This window comes from Streptomyces sp. NPDC086766 (assembly GCF_044746005.1).
GTDB lineage: Bacteria > Actinomycetota > Actinomycetes > Streptomycetales > Streptomycetaceae > Streptomyces.
The window spans coordinates 361,689-377,321 of the sequence record NZ_JBIVBI010000002.1; the positions used below are offsets into that span (position 1 = coordinate 361,689).

The 15,633-nt window shown below is 73.8% G+C and carries 15 protein-coding genes; 10 read left to right on the forward strand and 5 right to left on the reverse strand.

Translation table 11 applies throughout. The features are described from left to right. Window positions 1–94: 94 nt before the first annotated feature. Window positions 95–2,224, reverse strand: a complete 2,130-nt coding sequence (locus tag ACIPM1_RS04765) for a prolyl oligopeptidase family serine peptidase (RefSeq protein ID WP_402428918.1) — start codon at window positions 2,222–2,224, stop codon at window positions 95–97. Window positions 2,225–2,402: 178 nt separating this feature from the next. On the opposite strand from ACIPM1_RS04765, the gene ACIPM1_RS04770 reads away from it, so the two are divergent. The 8 genes from ACIPM1_RS04770 (at window position 2,403) to ACIPM1_RS04805 (ending at window position 10,005) form a co-directional block, all read left to right on the forward strand. After that, complete coding sequence (locus ACIPM1_RS04770) at window positions 2,403–2,597, forward strand: hypothetical protein (protein ID WP_356191760.1); 195 nt, start codon at window positions 2,403–2,405, stop codon at window positions 2,595–2,597. 72 nt (window positions 2,598–2,669) lie between these two features. Then, entirely contained in the window at window positions 2,670–3,554 is an 885-nt protein-coding gene (mshB, locus tag ACIPM1_RS04775) for an N-acetyl-1-D-myo-inositol-2-amino-2-deoxy-alpha-D-glucopyranoside deacetylase (protein WP_402428922.1), read from the forward strand. Then, on the forward strand, window positions 3,551–3,970 hold the full coding sequence (locus tag ACIPM1_RS04780; RefSeq protein WP_402428925.1) for a DUF6113 family protein: 420 nt from the start codon (window positions 3,551–3,553) through the stop codon (window positions 3,968–3,970). Before mshB ends, ACIPM1_RS04780 begins: the two co-directional genes overlap by 4 nt. A 161-nt stretch (window positions 3,971–4,131) precedes the next feature. Further along, a complete protein-coding gene (locus ACIPM1_RS04785; protein WP_402428928.1) occupies window positions 4,132–6,354 on the forward strand; it encodes a hypothetical protein in 2,223 nt (740 codons plus the stop codon). Between the two features lie 162 nt (window positions 6,355–6,516). After that, window positions 6,517–7,446: an ABC transporter ATP-binding protein gene (locus ACIPM1_RS04790; RefSeq protein ID WP_402428931.1), complete on the forward strand. Its 930-nt coding sequence runs from the start codon at window positions 6,517–6,519 to the stop codon at window positions 7,444–7,446. After that, on the forward strand, window positions 7,443–8,183 hold the full coding sequence (locus ACIPM1_RS04795; protein ID WP_402428934.1) for an ABC transporter permease: 741 nt from the start codon (window positions 7,443–7,445) through the stop codon (window positions 8,181–8,183). Before ACIPM1_RS04790 ends, ACIPM1_RS04795 begins: the two co-directional genes overlap by 4 nt. Further along, window positions 8,180–9,394 (forward strand): sensor histidine kinase, encoded by a 1,215-nt coding sequence (locus ACIPM1_RS04800; RefSeq protein WP_402428937.1) that lies wholly within the window; start codon window positions 8,180–8,182, stop codon window positions 9,392–9,394. The genes ACIPM1_RS04795 and ACIPM1_RS04800 overlap by 4 nt, the downstream gene beginning before the upstream one ends. Next, a complete protein-coding gene (locus tag ACIPM1_RS04805) occupies window positions 9,391–10,005 on the forward strand; it encodes a response regulator transcription factor (protein ID WP_402428939.1) in 615 nt (204 codons plus the stop codon). Before ACIPM1_RS04800 ends, ACIPM1_RS04805 begins: the two co-directional genes overlap by 4 nt. Before the next feature lie 150 nt (window positions 10,006–10,155). On the opposite strand, the gene ACIPM1_RS04810 is transcribed toward ACIPM1_RS04805, so the two are convergent. Both ACIPM1_RS04810 and ACIPM1_RS04815 read right to left on the reverse strand, forming a co-directional pair. Continuing rightward, window positions 10,156–11,007 (reverse strand): tetratricopeptide repeat protein, encoded by an 852-nt coding sequence (locus ACIPM1_RS04810; protein WP_402428942.1) that lies wholly within the window; start codon window positions 11,005–11,007, stop codon window positions 10,156–10,158. Window positions 11,008–11,036: 29 nt separating this feature from the next. After that, window positions 11,037–12,065, reverse strand: coding sequence for a GNAT family N-acetyltransferase (locus tag ACIPM1_RS04815; RefSeq protein ID WP_402428945.1), 1,029 nt, complete (start codon window positions 12,063–12,065; stop codon window positions 11,037–11,039). A 140-nt stretch (window positions 12,066–12,205) separates the two neighbouring features. Between ACIPM1_RS04815 and fdxA the strand changes: the two genes are divergently transcribed. Together fdxA and ACIPM1_RS04825 are read left to right on the forward strand one after the other, a co-directional pair. Further along, on the forward strand, window positions 12,206–12,526 hold the full coding sequence (gene fdxA, locus ACIPM1_RS04820) for a ferredoxin (RefSeq protein ID WP_020942069.1): 321 nt from the start codon (window positions 12,206–12,208) through the stop codon (window positions 12,524–12,526). Between the two features lie 116 nt (window positions 12,527–12,642). Next, entirely contained in the window at window positions 12,643–13,740 is a 1,098-nt protein-coding gene (locus ACIPM1_RS04825) for a bifunctional succinyldiaminopimelate transaminase/glutamate-prephenate aminotransferase (protein WP_356195321.1), read from the forward strand. A 96-nt stretch (window positions 13,741–13,836) separates the two neighbouring features. Here ACIPM1_RS04825 and ACIPM1_RS04830 read toward each other — a convergent pair whose 3' ends face one another. Both ACIPM1_RS04830 and ACIPM1_RS04835 read right to left on the reverse strand, forming a co-directional pair. Then, window positions 13,837–14,280, reverse strand: a complete 444-nt coding sequence (locus ACIPM1_RS04830) for an ATP-binding protein (protein ID WP_402428950.1) — start codon at window positions 14,278–14,280, stop codon at window positions 13,837–13,839. Window positions 14,281–14,592: 312 nt separating this feature from the next. Continuing rightward, window positions 14,593–15,570 (reverse strand): heavy metal transporter, encoded by a 978-nt coding sequence (locus ACIPM1_RS04835; protein ID WP_402428954.1) that lies wholly within the window; start codon window positions 15,568–15,570, stop codon window positions 14,593–14,595. Window positions 15,571–15,633 lie beyond the last annotated feature (63 nt).

Consider the following 15,633-nt stretch of genomic DNA (forward strand, 5'->3'; position numbering starts at 1 on the left):
GGACGCGTCAGGCTGAACAGCGTACGGCCGTGCGGGTGCCGTGAACGGGCCGGGGCGCGCCAAGTCGCCCCGGCCCGTTGCCGTGCGCCCGGGCTCAGACGAGGCCCAGCGAACGCTTCAGGAAGTCCACCTGGAGCAGCAGCAGGTTCTCCGCGACCTGTTCCTGCGGGGTCATGTGGGTGACGCCGGACAGCGGGAGCACCTCGTGCGGGCGCCCGGCGGCCAGCAGGGCGGAGGACAGGCGCAGGGCGTGGGCGACCACCACGTTGTCGTCGGCCAGGCCGTGCACGATCATCAGCGGGCGGTGCGGCTCGGCGGGCTCGGCCAGGCCTTCGTCGGTGACCAGGGAACTCCTGGCGTACGACTCCGGGTGCGCGGCCGGGTCGCCCAGGTACCGCTCCGTGTAGTGGGTGTCGTACAGCCGCCAGTCGGTGACCGGGGCGCCCGCGATGCCCGCGTGGAAGACGTCGGGACGGCGCAGCACGGCCAGGGCCGCCAGGTACCCGCCGTAGGACCAGCCGCGGATCGCCACCCGGGACAGGTCGAGCGGGTGGGTCCGCGCGAGGTCCCGCAGGGCCTCGACCTGGTCGTCCAGGCTGAGCGTGAAGTCGTGGTGGACCGCCTTCTCCCAGGCGGGGGAGCGGCCGGGGGTGCCGCGGCCGTCCGCGACGACCACCGCGAAACCCTGGTCGGCGAACCACTGGGAGGTGAGGTGCGCGTTGTGCGCGGCGACCACGCGGGGGCCGTGGGGGCCGCCGTAGGGATCCATCAGGACCGGCAGGGGAGTGTCACCGTGGTAGTCCGTAGGCATAAGCACGGCGCACGGGATTCGGCGTGCGCCCCCCTGGGTGAGGGTCACGCGCGGGGACAAACCGGGATCTTCGGCATGGGAGGCGATGGTGGCCGTCTGCTTGCCGTCCTGGAGCACCCGGACTCGGGCGCCCGGCCGGTCGAGTGTGGCGGAGACCAGTACGGTCACGCTCCCGGCGCGCACCGCCGCGTGCACGCCGGGCTCCTGGGAGACCCGCTCCCAGCCGAGTTCGTTGACCCGGTAGACGTGCACCTCGCCGGTTTCCTCGGCGGCCGCCTCCTCGCCCGCCGAGGCCGAGACCAGTACGTCGTCGTCCGCCACGTCGAGAACCGCCCGGATGTGCAACTGCGGCCCGGTCAGCGGGCGTTCGCCCACCGCCAGGCGCCGCGCGCCGCCCTCGTCGGTGATCCGCACGAGCCGGCCGGACGGGGTCCAGCTGGGCACCCCAGGGAAAAGATCCAGCCATGTTGGATCTTCGTCGGCGTGCACCATCCGGGTCGCCCCCGAGTCCGGGTCCACGGCCAGATAGAGCTGGCTGCGCTGGTCCCGCGCCTGCACGAGCAGCAGCGGCGCACCCGCCGCTGACCAGTGCGCACGGGCGAGATAGGGGTAGCGGGCGCGGTCCCAGAGGACCTCCGTGCGCGTCCCGTCCAGGCCGAGCACGAACAGCCGCACCTCCGCGTTGCCGGTGCCCGCCGCCGGGTACGCGACCCGCCGCGGCTCGCTCTCCGGCTGCGCCGGATCGGAGATCCACCACCGCCGTACCGGCGTGTCGTCCACCCGCGCCACCAGCAGCCGGTCCGACTCCGGAGCCCACCAGAACCCCCGCGACCGGTCCATCTCCTCCGCCGCGATGAACTCGGCCAGCCCGTAGGAGACCTCGCCCCCGCCCTCCGCGGGCTCCGGCTCGGCGAGGGCCCGGTCGCCCTCGCCCTCGGCGCCCACCACCCGCAGGGCGCCCCCGGAGACGTAGGCGACATGCCGCCCGTCGGGGGCCGGGCGGGGGTCGATCACGGGTCCGGGGACCCGGAGTTCACGTGCCGTGCCGGCCCGCAGCTCCGCCGTGAAAAGCCGCCCTGACAAGGCGAAGGACGCCAACTCCACGGCCGTGTCGGTGGCGTAGCCCACGATCCCGGCGCCGCCCTCGCGGCTGCGCTCGCGGCGCGCCCGCTCCTGCTGCGACAGGTGCTCCGAGGTGCCGCCGAGGAGGGCCCGCGGGTCGGCGGCCACCCGCTCCCGGCCGTCCGCCAGATCGAGCACCCACAGGGAATGCGCCCGGTCCGTGCCGGAGTTCGAGCGCAGGAACGCGACGCGGGACGCGTCGGGCGCCACGGCGAACGCGCGCGGCGCGCCGAGCGTGAACCGCTGGGTCCGCGCGTGCCGTCGGGGGAAGGAGACAGGCTCGGTCGTCATGCCATGACCATATTGGCCATGCGCCCCCTTGTGCGGCCGTGCGCCGATCGATGCGCACGTACGGATAGTTATGATCACTAGCGCATAGTGGGTATGAACCTGCTGCTCCCTGTGTGGATTTATCTGCCCCCATAGTCCGAACCCCCCCGTGTCCTGGGATCTTTGGAGGTGAGCCGCCGTGGCACTCTCGATTTCGGCGGTGGTGCTGCTGGCGATCATCGTCTTCCTGCTGATCAAGAAGTCGGGATTGAAAGCCGGTCACGCCATCGTGTGCATGCTCCTCGGCTTCTACCTCGCCTCCTCGACGGTCGCTCCCACGATCAGCGAGCTGACCACGAACATCGCGGGGATGATCGGCAGCCTCAAGTTCTGACGACGTCGCCCACCGCGCACCCCCGCACCGGCGGCGGCGCCGTCCGGGCGGACGCCTCGTAGGCTGGACCCCATGACGGAACTGCCCGCCCGGCGTCTGCTCCTGGTGCACGCGCACCCGGACGACGAGTCGATCAACAACGGCGTGACCATGGCCCGCTACGCGGCCGAGGGCGCCCGGGTGACCCTGGTCACCTGCACCCTCGGTGAGCGGGGCGAGGTCATCCCGCCCGACCTCCGGCGGCTGGGCGGCGCCGCGCTCGGCGCGCACCGCCGGCGGGAGCTCGACGCCGCCCTGCGCGAGCTGGGCGTCGGCGACGTCCGGCTGCTCGGGGGCGACGGGCGGTACCGGGACTCCGGCATGATGGGTCTCGCCGACAACGACGACCCGGGCTGCCTGTGGCAGGCCGGCCTCGACGCGGCCGCCGAGCACCTCGTCGCGGTGATCCGCGAGGTGCGCCCCCAGGTCCTCGTCACCTACGACGACCACGGCGGCTACGGCCACCCCGACCACATCCAGGCCCACCGCGTCGCCATGCGCGCCGCCGACCTGGCCGCCGACGCCGCCGTACGGCCCGATCTGGGCGACCCCTGGCGGATCGCCAAGGTCTACTGGAACCGGATGCCGCGCTCCGTCGCCGAGGCCGCCTTCGCCCGGCTCCAGGACGACCTGCCCGGCCTGCCCTTCGCCAAGCCGGCCTCCGTCGACGACCTCCCCGGCGTCGTGGACGACGAGCGGATCACCACGGAGATCGACGGCGGCACCGCGTACACCGCCGCCAAGGCCGCCGCGATGCGCGCGCACGCCACGCAGATCGAGGTCGCCGAGCCGTACTTCGCGCTCTCCAACGAACTCGCGCAGCCCCTCTTCGGCACCGAGTACTACGAGCTGGTGCGCGGCGCGCACCGCGGGGAGCGGGAGACCGACCTGTTCGCGGGGATCGAGGAGGCGTCGTGAGCCCGGCAGACCGCGGCGGCCCCCTGCTGGCCCAGCCGCTGAGGCCGCCCTCCGCCGGGCGCTTCGCCGCCTACCTGGGACTCTTCGTGCTCGGCGCGGTGGTCGCCGTCGCCGGGGCGCTGGTGCAGGCCGCCTGGTTCCCCAGCGGGCTGCTGCTCGCCCTCGCCGGTGCCGCCGGCCTCTTCCTGGGCGGGGCGCGGGCCGCGCGCAGCCGGGCCGGGGCGGTGGCGCCCGCCGCGGGCTGGATGGTCGCCGTGGTCCTGCTCACCGCCAGCCGGCCCGAGGGGGACTTCCTCTTCGCCGCGGGCGGCGGCTCCTATCTCTTCCTGCTCGGCGGCATGGCACTTGCTGTGATCTGCGCCACCTTGGGTCCGGGGCGGCAACCGGACGGCGACGACGTCCGACTTGGCAAGTGACGTCCTACTTCTGCCCGGCTTGCGCGTGCGGGTCCGGTGCGGGTTTCCCCGGCGGTCGTGGGATACAGGCCAGAAGTGGCCAGTATGGTGGTGCGCGCCGCCGAGCCGCTCGAGCAAAGTGAGGTCGTGTCGGGCGGCGGAGCCAACCGGGAGAACCTGCCTTGAGTCGTGAAACTGACACTCCGTCCTCCGGGCCCAACGGGCGCGGCGGAGCCGCCTACCCCTCGGGGACCCCGCCCTACGGCACGCCCATGGTCTCCGACAACGGTGCGGATGCGGGCCGTTCGGCCGCGCAGCCGGAGGAACGCAAGACCGAGACGACGCTGACGACCCGGATCCGGATCAACATCCCCGGGTCCCGGCCCATCCCGCCGGTCGTCATGCGCAAGCCCGTCGCCGAGTCCGGCTCCGGGGCCGAGAACGCGGCCGAGGACACCGGCGTCGAAGCGCAGGCACCGGCCGCCGCGCCGTCCCCCGCCCCCCAGGAGCCGGCCGCCGAGCCCCCGGCCGCGGCCGACGAGAAGCCGACCAGCGACTGGTTCGCGCCCCGCAAGTCCGGCCCCGCCAAGAGCGCTCCGGGCGGCGGCTCCACCAACGGCGCGGGGCTGCCCGGCGGTTCGGGCGCGCCCGCGACCGGCGCGGGCGGCGGACCGGGCACGTCCGGCTCCGGCGCGTCCGGTGCGGGTGCTCCGGGCGCCGGCGGCCGTCCGGGCGGCGTCGTCGGCTCCATGAGCGTGCCGGGCGGCTCCCGGCCCGGCGGCGGGGCCCGCCCGGGCTCCACCGGCGGCACCGGGCTGCCCGGGGCCACCGGCGGCCCCGTCGCGCCGGGCCACGGCGGCGGCACCGGCTCCTTCGACGTGACCGAGGCGCTGGCGGCGGGCCCGCTGGGCGGCGGCTCCCGCCCCGGCGGCGAGCCGCGCCGCGACGACCTGCCCTACTTCACGGAGGGCAACCAGGGCGCACCGGCGGGCCAGAACGGGCAGAACGGTCAGAGCGGCCCGAACGGACAGGGCGGCTACGGCGGCCCGGGCGACACCGGCGGCTTCCCCCGGCCCGGCGGCCCGGCCGGTGCGCAGGGTCCCGCGGGCCCGACCGCCGGCCCGGTCACCGGGGACGGCCCCCGGGTGCCACCCCTCGGCGGCCGCCCGGCCGGAACGGGCGGCGCCCCCGGCGCGCACCCGGGCGGCGGCCTGAGCGACGACACCGCGATCCTCACCCCGCAGAAGCCGGCCGAGCCGGGCACGCCCGGTTACGGCAACCGGCCCGACAACGTCTCCGGGCACACCGTCACCAGCGGCATCCCCGTCGTGCCGGCCGGCCCGAACGCGCCGTTCCGGCCGGGCCCCGGCGGTGGCGGCCCGGTGCCGCACACGCCCCCGAGGCTGCCCGAGCCGCTCGCGCCGAACGCCTCCGCCCCCTCGGGCAAGAAGGCGCCCAAGAAGAAGGGCCGCAACAAGGTGGCGCTCGTCGGCGGCGGCCTCGTCGCCCTCGCCGGTCTCGCCTACGGCGCCGGGCTGCTGATGAACCACTCCGACGTGCCCAAGGGCACCACCGTGCTCGGCGTCGACATCGGCGGCGGCACGCGTGACGACGCGGTCAAGAAGCTCGACGACGTCTTCGGCGGCCGGGTCAACACACCGCTGAAGCTGTCGGTCGAGGGCAAGACCCTCACCCTCAAGCCGGACCAGGCCGGTCTCCAGTTCGACACCCAGGCCACGGCGAGCGCGGCGGCGAAGAGCGACTACAACCCGGTCTCCGTGATCGGCTCGCTCTTCGGCGGCGAGCGCGTCGTCGACCCGGTCATGCCGGTCGACGAGGAGAAGCTCCAGGTGGCCCTGCAGAACGCCTCGGGCGGCGCGGTCTCCTCGGACGGCACCATCAAGTTCGAGTCCGGCAAGGCGGTCCCCGTCTACGGCAGGACGGGCAAGGGCGTCGACGTCGCCGGGTCGACCAGGGCCGTCGAGCAGGCGTACCGCACCGCGGTGGAGTCGGGGGCGGGCACTCCGGTGCAGCTGCCCACCACCATGCGCCGGCCGACGGTCTCCAACGCCGAGGTCGACCGGATGATGAAGCAGTTCGCGCAGCCGGCGATGTCCGCGAAGGTCATCCTGAAGACCCCCGACGGGGCGCACGTCGTGGCGTTCAGCCCGCAGAAGTCCCTGTGGAAGTTCCTCGGCGTCAAGGCCGTGAACGGCAAGCTCGTCGAGTACTACGACCAGGCGGCGCTGAAGGAGCTCTACGGCAGCACCTTCGACGGCGTCCTGGTCACCCGGGGCACGGGCCAGAAGACGGCCGTCACCGTCCAGGACGTGATCAGCGCCCTGCGCCCGGCCCTGCTGAGCACCACCAACCGGGTGGGCGTCATCCAGACGAACCCCAGCTAGCGAGCGCGACGTCACGAGGAGGGCACCCGGTCCGGCACGGACACCGGGTGCCCTCCGTCGTACCGGCCTCCCCCGTCACCCGCCCCGTATGACATCTGTCATCCGCCGGTCAGGACCTCCGACACTGCCCGGCGCCCCGGCCCGACGGCCAGGATGGGGAGCATGACAACGACAGCGGAGAGCACCGCCACGGACACGGTGGCGGGGTTCGACCAGGTGACCAAGAGCTACGGGGACGTACGGGCCGTGGACGGGCTGACCCTCGACCTGCACCCGGGGGAGACCGTGGCGCTGCTCGGTCCGAACGGCGCCGGCAAGTCCACCACGCTCGATCTGCTGCTCGGCCTCAAGCAGGCCGACAGCGGCACGGTCACCGTCTTCGGCGCCGGCCCGCGCGAGGCGATCGTCGCCGGACGGGTGGGCGCCATGCTCCAGAGCGGCGGGCTGATGGAGGAGGTCACCGTCGCCGAGCTGGTCAAGCTCGGCTGCGACCTGCACCCCCGGCGCTACCGGGTCGAGGACGTGATGGCCCGCGCCGGTATCTCCTCGATCGCCGACCGCAAGGTCAACAAGCTCTCCGGCGGCCAGGCCCAGCGCGTCCGCTTCGCCCTCGCCACGGCCGGCGACAGCGACCTGATCGTCCTGGACGAGCCGACCACCGGCATGGACGTCTCCGCCCGCCAGGCCTTCTGGACCACCATGCGCGAGCAGGCCGACCAGGGTCGCACGGTGCTCTTCGCCACGCACTACCTGGAGGAGGCGGACGCGATCGCCGACCGGGTGCTCGTGCTCCACCGCGGGCGGCTGCTGGCCGACGGCACCGCCGCCGAGATCAAGGCGAAGGCCGGCGCCCGCCGTGTCTCCTTCGACCTGGCGGACCCCGTCGACGAGGCGGCGCTGCGCGGCCTGCCGTTCCTGACCTCGATCGACGTGTCGGGCCGGACCGTCCGCATCCAGTCCGCCGACGCCGACGCGACCGTGCACGCCCTGTACGGACTCGGCGTCTACCCCCGCAATCTCGAAGTCGCCGGGCTCGGGCTCGAGCAGGCGTTCGTCGCCATCACCGAGGCCGAGGAGGCCAGGCAGTCGTGAACAGCCTGATCAAGCTGGAGATCGCGCGCGTCCTGCGCAACAAGAAGTTCCTGTTCTTCTCGGTGCTCTACCCCTCGTTCATCTACCTGATCTTCTCGAGCAGCTCCGGCTCCGACCAGAAGGTCGGCGACAGCGGCCTGACGGTGGCCACCTATCTGATGGTCTCCATGGCCTCGTTCGGCGCCCTGACCGCCGTCCTGGTGGGCAACAGCGAGCGCATCGCCAAGGAGCGGGAGAGCGGCTGGGTACGGCAGCTGCGGCTGACCACGCTCCCCGGGCGCGGCTACGTCCTCGCCAAGACCGCGAGCGCGGCCGTGGCGAGCCTGCCGTCGATCATCGTGGTGTTCATCGTCGCCGCCGCTGTGAAGCACGTCCGCCTCGACGCCTGGCAGTGGCTCGCGCTCACCGGGGTCATCTGGGCCGGCAGCCTCGTGTTCGCCGCGCTCGGCGTCGCCATCGGCTATCTCGCCTCCGGGGACGCGGTCCGGCCGATCACGATGATCATCTACTTCGGCCTGTCGATCCTCGGCGGCCTGTGGATGCCGTCCACCACCTTCCCGCAGTGGCTGCAGGACATCGCCGAGTGGCTGCCCACCCACGCGTACGCTGCTCTGGGGCGGGCCATCGAACAGAGCCAGGCCCCGGCCGGCAGGGACATCGCCGTCCTCGTCTTCTTCTTCGCCCTGTTCGTGGGCGGCGCGGCGTGGCTGTACCGGAAGGACACGCTGAAGGCGTGAGGACCGTGACGGAGGACCGAGTGCGGGAAGAGGCGTGTGCGGAACGGCCGATACCCGTGGGGCAGCCCCCCCGCGACCGCCGTCAGGCGCTGGGCAAGAGCCTGTGGATCGGCATCTGGCTGGTGTTCCTCAGTGAGCCGGTCCGTGACCTGGCCTCCGGCCACCACACCCCGTCCGGCACCGTGGCCGGCGGGGTGGGACTCGCGGCGTTCGTCGCCGTCTACCTGACGCTGCTCTTCCGCAACGTGGGCCTGCCCGAGGAGCGGTCCCTGGGACGGCGGTACGTCGGTGGCCGGATCGCGGCCCTGGGCGCCCTGGCCGTCGTCCTGGGCCTCACCCTCGGATCGGCCTGGGCCGGCCTGTTCGTGTACGTCTCCGTCGCTTGCGGGGCGGCGCTCCCGCTGCGCGCCGCCTCCTGGACGATCCCGCTGACCGGCACCGCCATGCTGCTCGTCGGGGCGCGCGACGGTGAGCAGGAGCCCTGGCAGGTCCTCCTGCTGGTGGTGCTGATCGGCTTCGCCATGGCGGGCGTACGGCAACTGGTGCGCACCACGGTCGAACTGCGCAAGGCCCGCGCCACCGTCGCGCAACTCGCCGCCAGCGAGGAGCGCCTGCGGCTCGCCCGCGACCTGCACGACCTGCTCGGCCACTCGCTCTCCCTGATCACGCTGAAGAGCGAGCTGGCCGGCCGGATGCTCCCCGCCCACCCGGACAAGGCCGCCCAGCAGATCGCCGACATCGAACAGGTCAGCCGGCAGGCCCTCGTCGACGTGCGCGAGGCCGTCACCGGCTACCGGCGCCCCCGGCTGTCCGCCGAACTCGCGGGCGCCGGGGTCGCGTTGACGGCGGCCGGGGTCACCGCCGAACTGCCCGCAGAACCCGACCTCGACGGCGTGCCCGAGGAGAGCGAGTCCGCCCTCGCGTGGGCACTGCGCGAGGCGGTCACCAACGTGGTACGGCACAGCGGGGCCCAGTGCTGCGCGGTGGAGGTGGTGCGGCGGCAGACGCTGGACGGGCCGATGCTCGAACTGTCCGTGGAGGACAACGGATCGGGCGGCTCCGGCAGCGGACCCGGCAACGGCCTGACCGGCCTGAGCGAACGCCTCACCAAGGCCGGCGGGACGCTGGAGGCGGGCCGCTCCCGGCACGGTTTCCGGCTCGTCGCCCGCGCGCCCGCCACGGCCCCCGCGGACGTAGGATCCCCGGCATGAGCAGCACGATCAAGGTCCTCCTCGCCGAGGACCAGTCGATGGTCCGCGAGGCACTGGCCGCCCTGCTCGGCCTGGAGGACGACATCGAGGTCGTCGCCCAGGTGGCGCGCGGGGACGAGGTCCTGGCGACGGCGCGCGCGCACGACGTCGACGTGGCCCTGCTCGACATCGAGATGCCCGGCTGCACCGGCATCGAGGCCGCCGCCGTGCTGCACCGCGAACTCCCCGCCCTCAAGCTGGTCGTCCTCACCACCTTCGGCCGCCCCGGCTACCTGCGCAGCGCCATGGAGGCCGGCGCCGACGCGTTCCTGGTGAAGGACGCCCCCGCCGCCCAACTGGCCCAGGCGATACGCAAGGTGCTCTCCGGGGAGCGGGTCATCGACCCCACCCTGGCCGCCGCGGCCCTCGCCGAGGGCGCCAACCCGCTGACCGACCGCGAACGCGAGGTGCTCCGCGCCGCGGCCGACGGCTCCACCAACGCCGAACTGGCCGCGTCCCTCCACCTGTCCCAGGGCACGGTCCGCAACTACCTCTCGACAGCCATCCAGAAACTGGCCGTACGCAACAGAAGCGAAGCCGCCCGCATCGCCAGAGAAAAGGGCTGGCTGTGACCTTCCGGGGGCGCGGCCGTCGGACCCCGTTCGCACCAACTCCCAAGGGGTGCGGGGAACTGCGCGACCAGCCACGACGAACCCGCACCCGCCCGCCGGGGCGAGCCCTCACGGCGAGAAGGCACCGCCCGACGGCAAGGCACCGCACCGTCAGTTGAGCCGGGCCCGCGCGGCCTGCGCCTGCTCCCGCACCCGCCGGGCCGCGGTCTCGTCCACCGCGGCCACCAGCTCCGCGTACGCCTCCAGCTCCACGGCCCCGCCGACGAACTCCCCGCGCTGCACCAGCACCTGAGCCCGCTCGTACCGCAGCCGCGCCGGGTGCGAGGGCAGCAGCAGAGACAGCTCCACCGCCCACAGCGCCACGTCCGACCGCTCGGGGCGGGCCGCGGCCCACGCGCGGATGTTGTTGAGGATCCGCAGCACGACGTCCAGGGGCGTCGCAGGCACGAGCATCGACGGATGCAGCGGCGCCCCGGTCGCCCCGACGACCAGCAGTTCCGCGTCCGCCCCCGTGAGCACCCGCCCGCCGTCGAACGGGTCGGCGAGCACCTGCTCCTCCGCCGTCCCGAACCCGACCACGAAGTGCCCGGGCAGCGCGACCCCGTACACCGGGGCCCCCGCGCGGCGCGCGACCTCCATCCACACCACCGACAGCAGGATCGGCAGCCCGCGCCGCCGCCGCAGCACCTCGTGCAGCAGCGAGGACTCCAGCCGCCGGTAGTCCGCGCCGGAGCCGCGGAACTCGCAGTACTCCCCGAGCAGCTCGCACAGCGCCTGGGCCCACGCGCGCGGTCCGCCCGGCCGGTACGGCAGCCGCCCCGCCAGCCGGTCCAGCTCGATCTGTGCCGCGTCCATGCCCGCCTCGTCGAGCGTGCCGTCGGCCTCCGCGCCCACCAGCAGGCAGAGCAGCGAGAGATCGGGCCGCTCGGCCCGCGCCTCCTCGGCGAACCGGCGCCGCAGCTGCGCGGACCGGTCGGGCGGCGGGGGACAGGGAGGTCGCATGACCGGCTCGTACCCTTTCCCGGAGATCGTCACGAGCGGCGGGCGCCGGGCGTCCCCGGCTGCGGGTCCGGCTCGCGGTAGTGGTGGTAGGCGTGGTGCGCGGCGAAGCCCATCCCGGCGTACAGCGCCCGCGCCCCCGCGTTGTCGGTCTCGACCTGCAGCCACGCAGCCGATGCGCCCTCGTCCAGCGCCTGCCGGGCCAGCGCGGCCATCACGGCGGTGGCCAGCCCGCGCCGCCGCTGTTCCGGGTCCACCTCGACGGCGGCGAAGGAGACCCACCGCCCGTCCACGACACACCGCCCGATCGCGGCCGGCGCCCGGCCGGGCGCACCGGGAACCGTCGCGAACCACACCGAGGGCCCGCTGCCCAGCACCTTCAGGGCCACCTCGCTCACCCCCTTGCGCCGGTAACGCGCAAGCCACGCCTCGTCGGCCGTGCGGGACAGCACGACCCCGGAGCCCGGGTCCCGGTCGGCGACCGGTGCCGGCGCCCCGATCCACAGCTCGGCGGTCACCTCGCGCACCCAGCCCCGCCGCTCCAGCTCCACGCACAGCTGTTCCTGCGCGCCCTCGGCGCCGGTCGCGGTCTGGACGTACGCGGGCAGCCCGCGCTCGCCATACCAGCGTCGTACGGCGGAGAGCGCCTCGTCGAGCGGAAGGCCGGGGTCACCGAGCGGCAGCACCGAATTGGCCCGCCGCGTGAACCCTCCGGCGGCCCGCAACTCCCACTCCCCGAGCCGCTCGCTCTCCACCGGCCGCCACGCCCGGGCGGCGACCCGCGCCAGCTCCTCGTACGAGGTCGCGGGACCCCGGCGGCGCGCCGGCGCGGCGGGCACGATCTTGCCCGCCACCAGCGAAGACTCCGCGATGCGGACGGTTTCGCCGCTCTTCCGTGTGATCAGCAGCACACCGTCGTCCCATGATGTGAGAACCCCTACCGTGTCGGTGAACTTCTCACCCGGCGCCCCAGGTTCGCCCAAGCGCCGTACCGAGACTCGTTTTCCCACGTCAGAAGCGGTGATGCGGACCTCGAGGCGTCCTGATGCAGAGATTTCCACGGGTCGGTTCACCCCTCCTGTTCGGATCATGCCCAGGAACGGAGATACTAGGGGCGGGCATCGACGACGCCGCGCTCCCGCGCGCCAGGCGGCGGAGCCTGTGGAGGCCCGCCAGCGCCCTATCGAGGAGGAACGACAGCGTGACCTACGTCATCGCGCAGCCTTGTGTCGACGTCAAGGACAAGGCGTGCATCGAGGAGTGCCCGGTCGACTGCATCTACGAGGGCCAGCGGTCCTTGTACATCCACCCGGACGAATGCGTCGACTGCGGAGCCTGTGAGCCGGTCTGCCCGGTCGAGGCGATCTTCTACGAGGACGACACTCCCGAGGAGTGGAAGGACTACTACAAGGCCAACGTCGAGTTCTTCGACGAGCTCGGCTCCCCCGGCGGCGCCAGCAAGCTCGGGCTGATCGAGCGCGACCACCCCGTGATCGCCGCGCTGCCGCCGCAGGGCGAGTAACGCCCGGCGGCCCGCCCATCGCGCCGCCTCGGTCCCGTACGGCCGGAACACCTCGAGCGTTCGGACCGCCGCACGGGACCGGGGCGTTTGCCGTAGCAGAAAGTGAGCCCGTTCCCGTGTCCGCAGTCTCCGATCGTCTTCCGACCTTCCCCTGGGACAAGCTGGAGCCGTACAAGAAGACGGCCGCGGCCCACCCGGACGGCATCGTCGACCTGTCCGTCGGCACTCCGGTCGACCCGGTCCCCGAGCTGATCCAGAAGGCGCTCGTCGCCGCGGCCGACTCGCCGGGCTACCCGACCGTGTGGGGCACGCCCGAGCTGCGGGACGCGATCACCGGCTGGGTCGAGCGCCGCCTCGGCGCCCGGGGGGTCACCCACCGCCACGTGCTGCCGATCGTCGGCTCCAAGGAACTGGTCGCCTGGCTCCCCACCCAGCTGGGCCTGGGCCCCGGCGACCGGGTGGCCTTCCCGCGCCTGGCCTACCCGACCTACGAGGTCGGCGCCCGCCTGGCCCGCGCCGGGTACGAGGTCTACGACGACCCGACGCGGCTCGACCCCGAGGGCCTGAAGCTGCTGTGGCTGAACTCCCCGTCGAACCCGACGGGCCGGGTGCTCGGCAAGGAGGAGCTCACCCGGACCGTGGCGTGGGCCCGCGAGCACGGCGTGCTGGTCTTCTCCGACGAGTGCTACCTGGAGCTGGGCTGGGAGGCGGACCCGGTCTCGGTCCTGCACCCGGACGTGAACGGCGGCTCCTACGACGGCGTCGTCGCGGTCCACTCCCTCTCCAAGCGCTCCAACCTCGCCGGCTACCGCGCCGCCTTCCTGGCCGGCGACCCGGCGGTCCTCGGCCCCCTGCTGGAGATCCGCAAGCACGGCGGCATGATGACCTCGGCGCCCACCCAGGCGGCGGTCGTGGCGGCGCTCGGCGACGACACCCACGTCCGCGAGCAGCGGGAGCGGTACGCGGCCCGCCGCACGGTGCTGCGCGAGGCGCTGCTCCACCACGGCTTCCGCATCGAACACAGCGAGGCGAGCCTCTACCTCTGGGCCACCCGTGACGAGTCCTGCTGGCAGACGGTCGCCCACCTCGCCGAACGCGGCATCCTCGTCGCCCCGGGCGACTTCTACGGCGAAGCGGGCGCCCACTTCGTCCGCGTAGCCCTGACGGCCACGGACGAACGCGTCGCAGCGGCAGCAGCCCGCCTCTCGGCCTGACCCCACCCCGGCCCCCGCCGGGGCCGGCACACGCCCGCACAAGGCGACGGGGCCCAGGGGCGAACCCTGGACCCCGTCACCGCACCCCACCGGCCATCAGCCCAGCGGCAACCCCTTCACGGGAAGCGGCTGCCCCGGCACCCCGTGGCCCACGGAGTCCGTCGGCAGCCCTCCCCTGGTGGCCGTCCTGGTCGTGTCGCCCAGCAGCCCACCGGCCGCCCCCGTGGCCTCCCCGGCGGTCTTCCGCGCCACCGGCGTCGCCTGCTTCACGACCTTGCCGCCGGTCTTGCCCGCGGCCGGCACCGCCTGCTGGAGCGCGTTGCCGCCGCTGTCGCCCGCGACCCCGGAGACGTGCCGCGCGGCGCTGTCCGCGGTGTTGCCGACGCTCGCGCCGTCCAGGGCGGTCAGCCCACCCAGGTTCGGGGTGGCGGGCAGTTCGGGAGCCGCACTGGCGGAGCCGGCCGCACCGACCCCGGCAGCCGCTCCCGCAGCGACGAGCAGCGCGGCACGGGCGATCCGGCGGGTCAGGGGGAGGGACATGTTGCTCCTTCGACGCGAGGGAAAGATGAAGTGTCCGTCCGCGCCGGGCAGTTCGTCCCGACCGGGCTCGGACGCAGTGACTACCGCCCGGAGCCCGCGAAGGTTGCGGCGATCCGACGTAAAGAGTTGGCAATGCGTCGCATTATCGGCTGCGCTCAAAAGGGACAAAGGGCTTCCGGTGCGAAAGTCTGCCGAATCCTTACGGCCCTTTCGTCCCAAGGGTTTCCGACCCCACGGCTGTGAGCGCGCGAAAACCCGCGCACCACCCCGCCCGGCCCCGTCCCGCGTAACCCTGGAGGGTGAAGATCCGCACTACTGCGCAGTGACGATCCGGACCGCGCCCGCGCCCCGCTCGGCCCCGCCGGCCCCCTGCGTGCCGCTCTCCCGCCACCGGCTGTCGGTGAGCCCGGCGGTCCACACCCGCCCGGCGTAAGACACCCGTTCGATGTGCAGCGCGGAGGCGTTGGCCACCGCCCAGTGCGCCAGCTGCCAGCCCCGCTCCCGCGAGCTGTGCCCGGCGGTGGAGCCGGCGCCGGGGGGCACCGGCAGGGTCACGGTCCGCCCGGCCCCTTTGGAGGCCGCGCTCGGCGTCGGCGTGGGCGCCGGCGCGCCGCCCACCTCGGCACCGGCCTCCTGCACCACGTCCCGCCCGAAGTCCCGCATCAACGCGGCCCGTACCGCGTCCGAACCGGTGGTCCGGGTCGCGCCCGGGCGGCCGGTGCAGGTGAGCGTGGCCGCCGCGCGCCCGGTGAGAGCGGCGGCGAGCAGGGTGGCGTCCGGCTCGTGCTTGGCGTACGCCTGCGGGAAGCCGCTGCGCTGCACGCGCTGCGCGGCCACGGTGAGCGGCAGCCGCGTGTAGCCGGGGACCTTGGCCAGATGCGCGTAGAAGACACCCGACGCGTACGTCGGGTCCATGATCTCGTTCGGCGTTCCCCAGCCCTGGGAGGGCCGCTGCTGGAACAGGCCCAGGGAATCCCGGTCGCCGTGCCGGATGTTGCGCAGCCCCGACTCCTGCAGGGCGGTCGCCAGCGCGATCGCCACGGCCCGTTCCGGCATGCCGCGTCCGGTGCCGACGGCCGAGATCGTCGCCGCGTTCACCGCCTGCTCCGGCGTGAACCGGTACGACGCGCCGTCGCCCTTGCCGGAGACGACCTTGCAGCCCGGAGTACCGGTGCCACCCGTGAGGTACTGCACCGTGAGGTAGCCGGCGAGCGCGAGCAGGACCACGAGGGCCGCCCCGAAACGGACGAGGCGGCCGTGGCGCTTGGGGGTGCGGGACGGCTCTGACACGCGTACAAGGTACTGGAGGCTGCCGGGACCGATGAGTTCTGTGGGGGCAATGTGCCGCAGCAC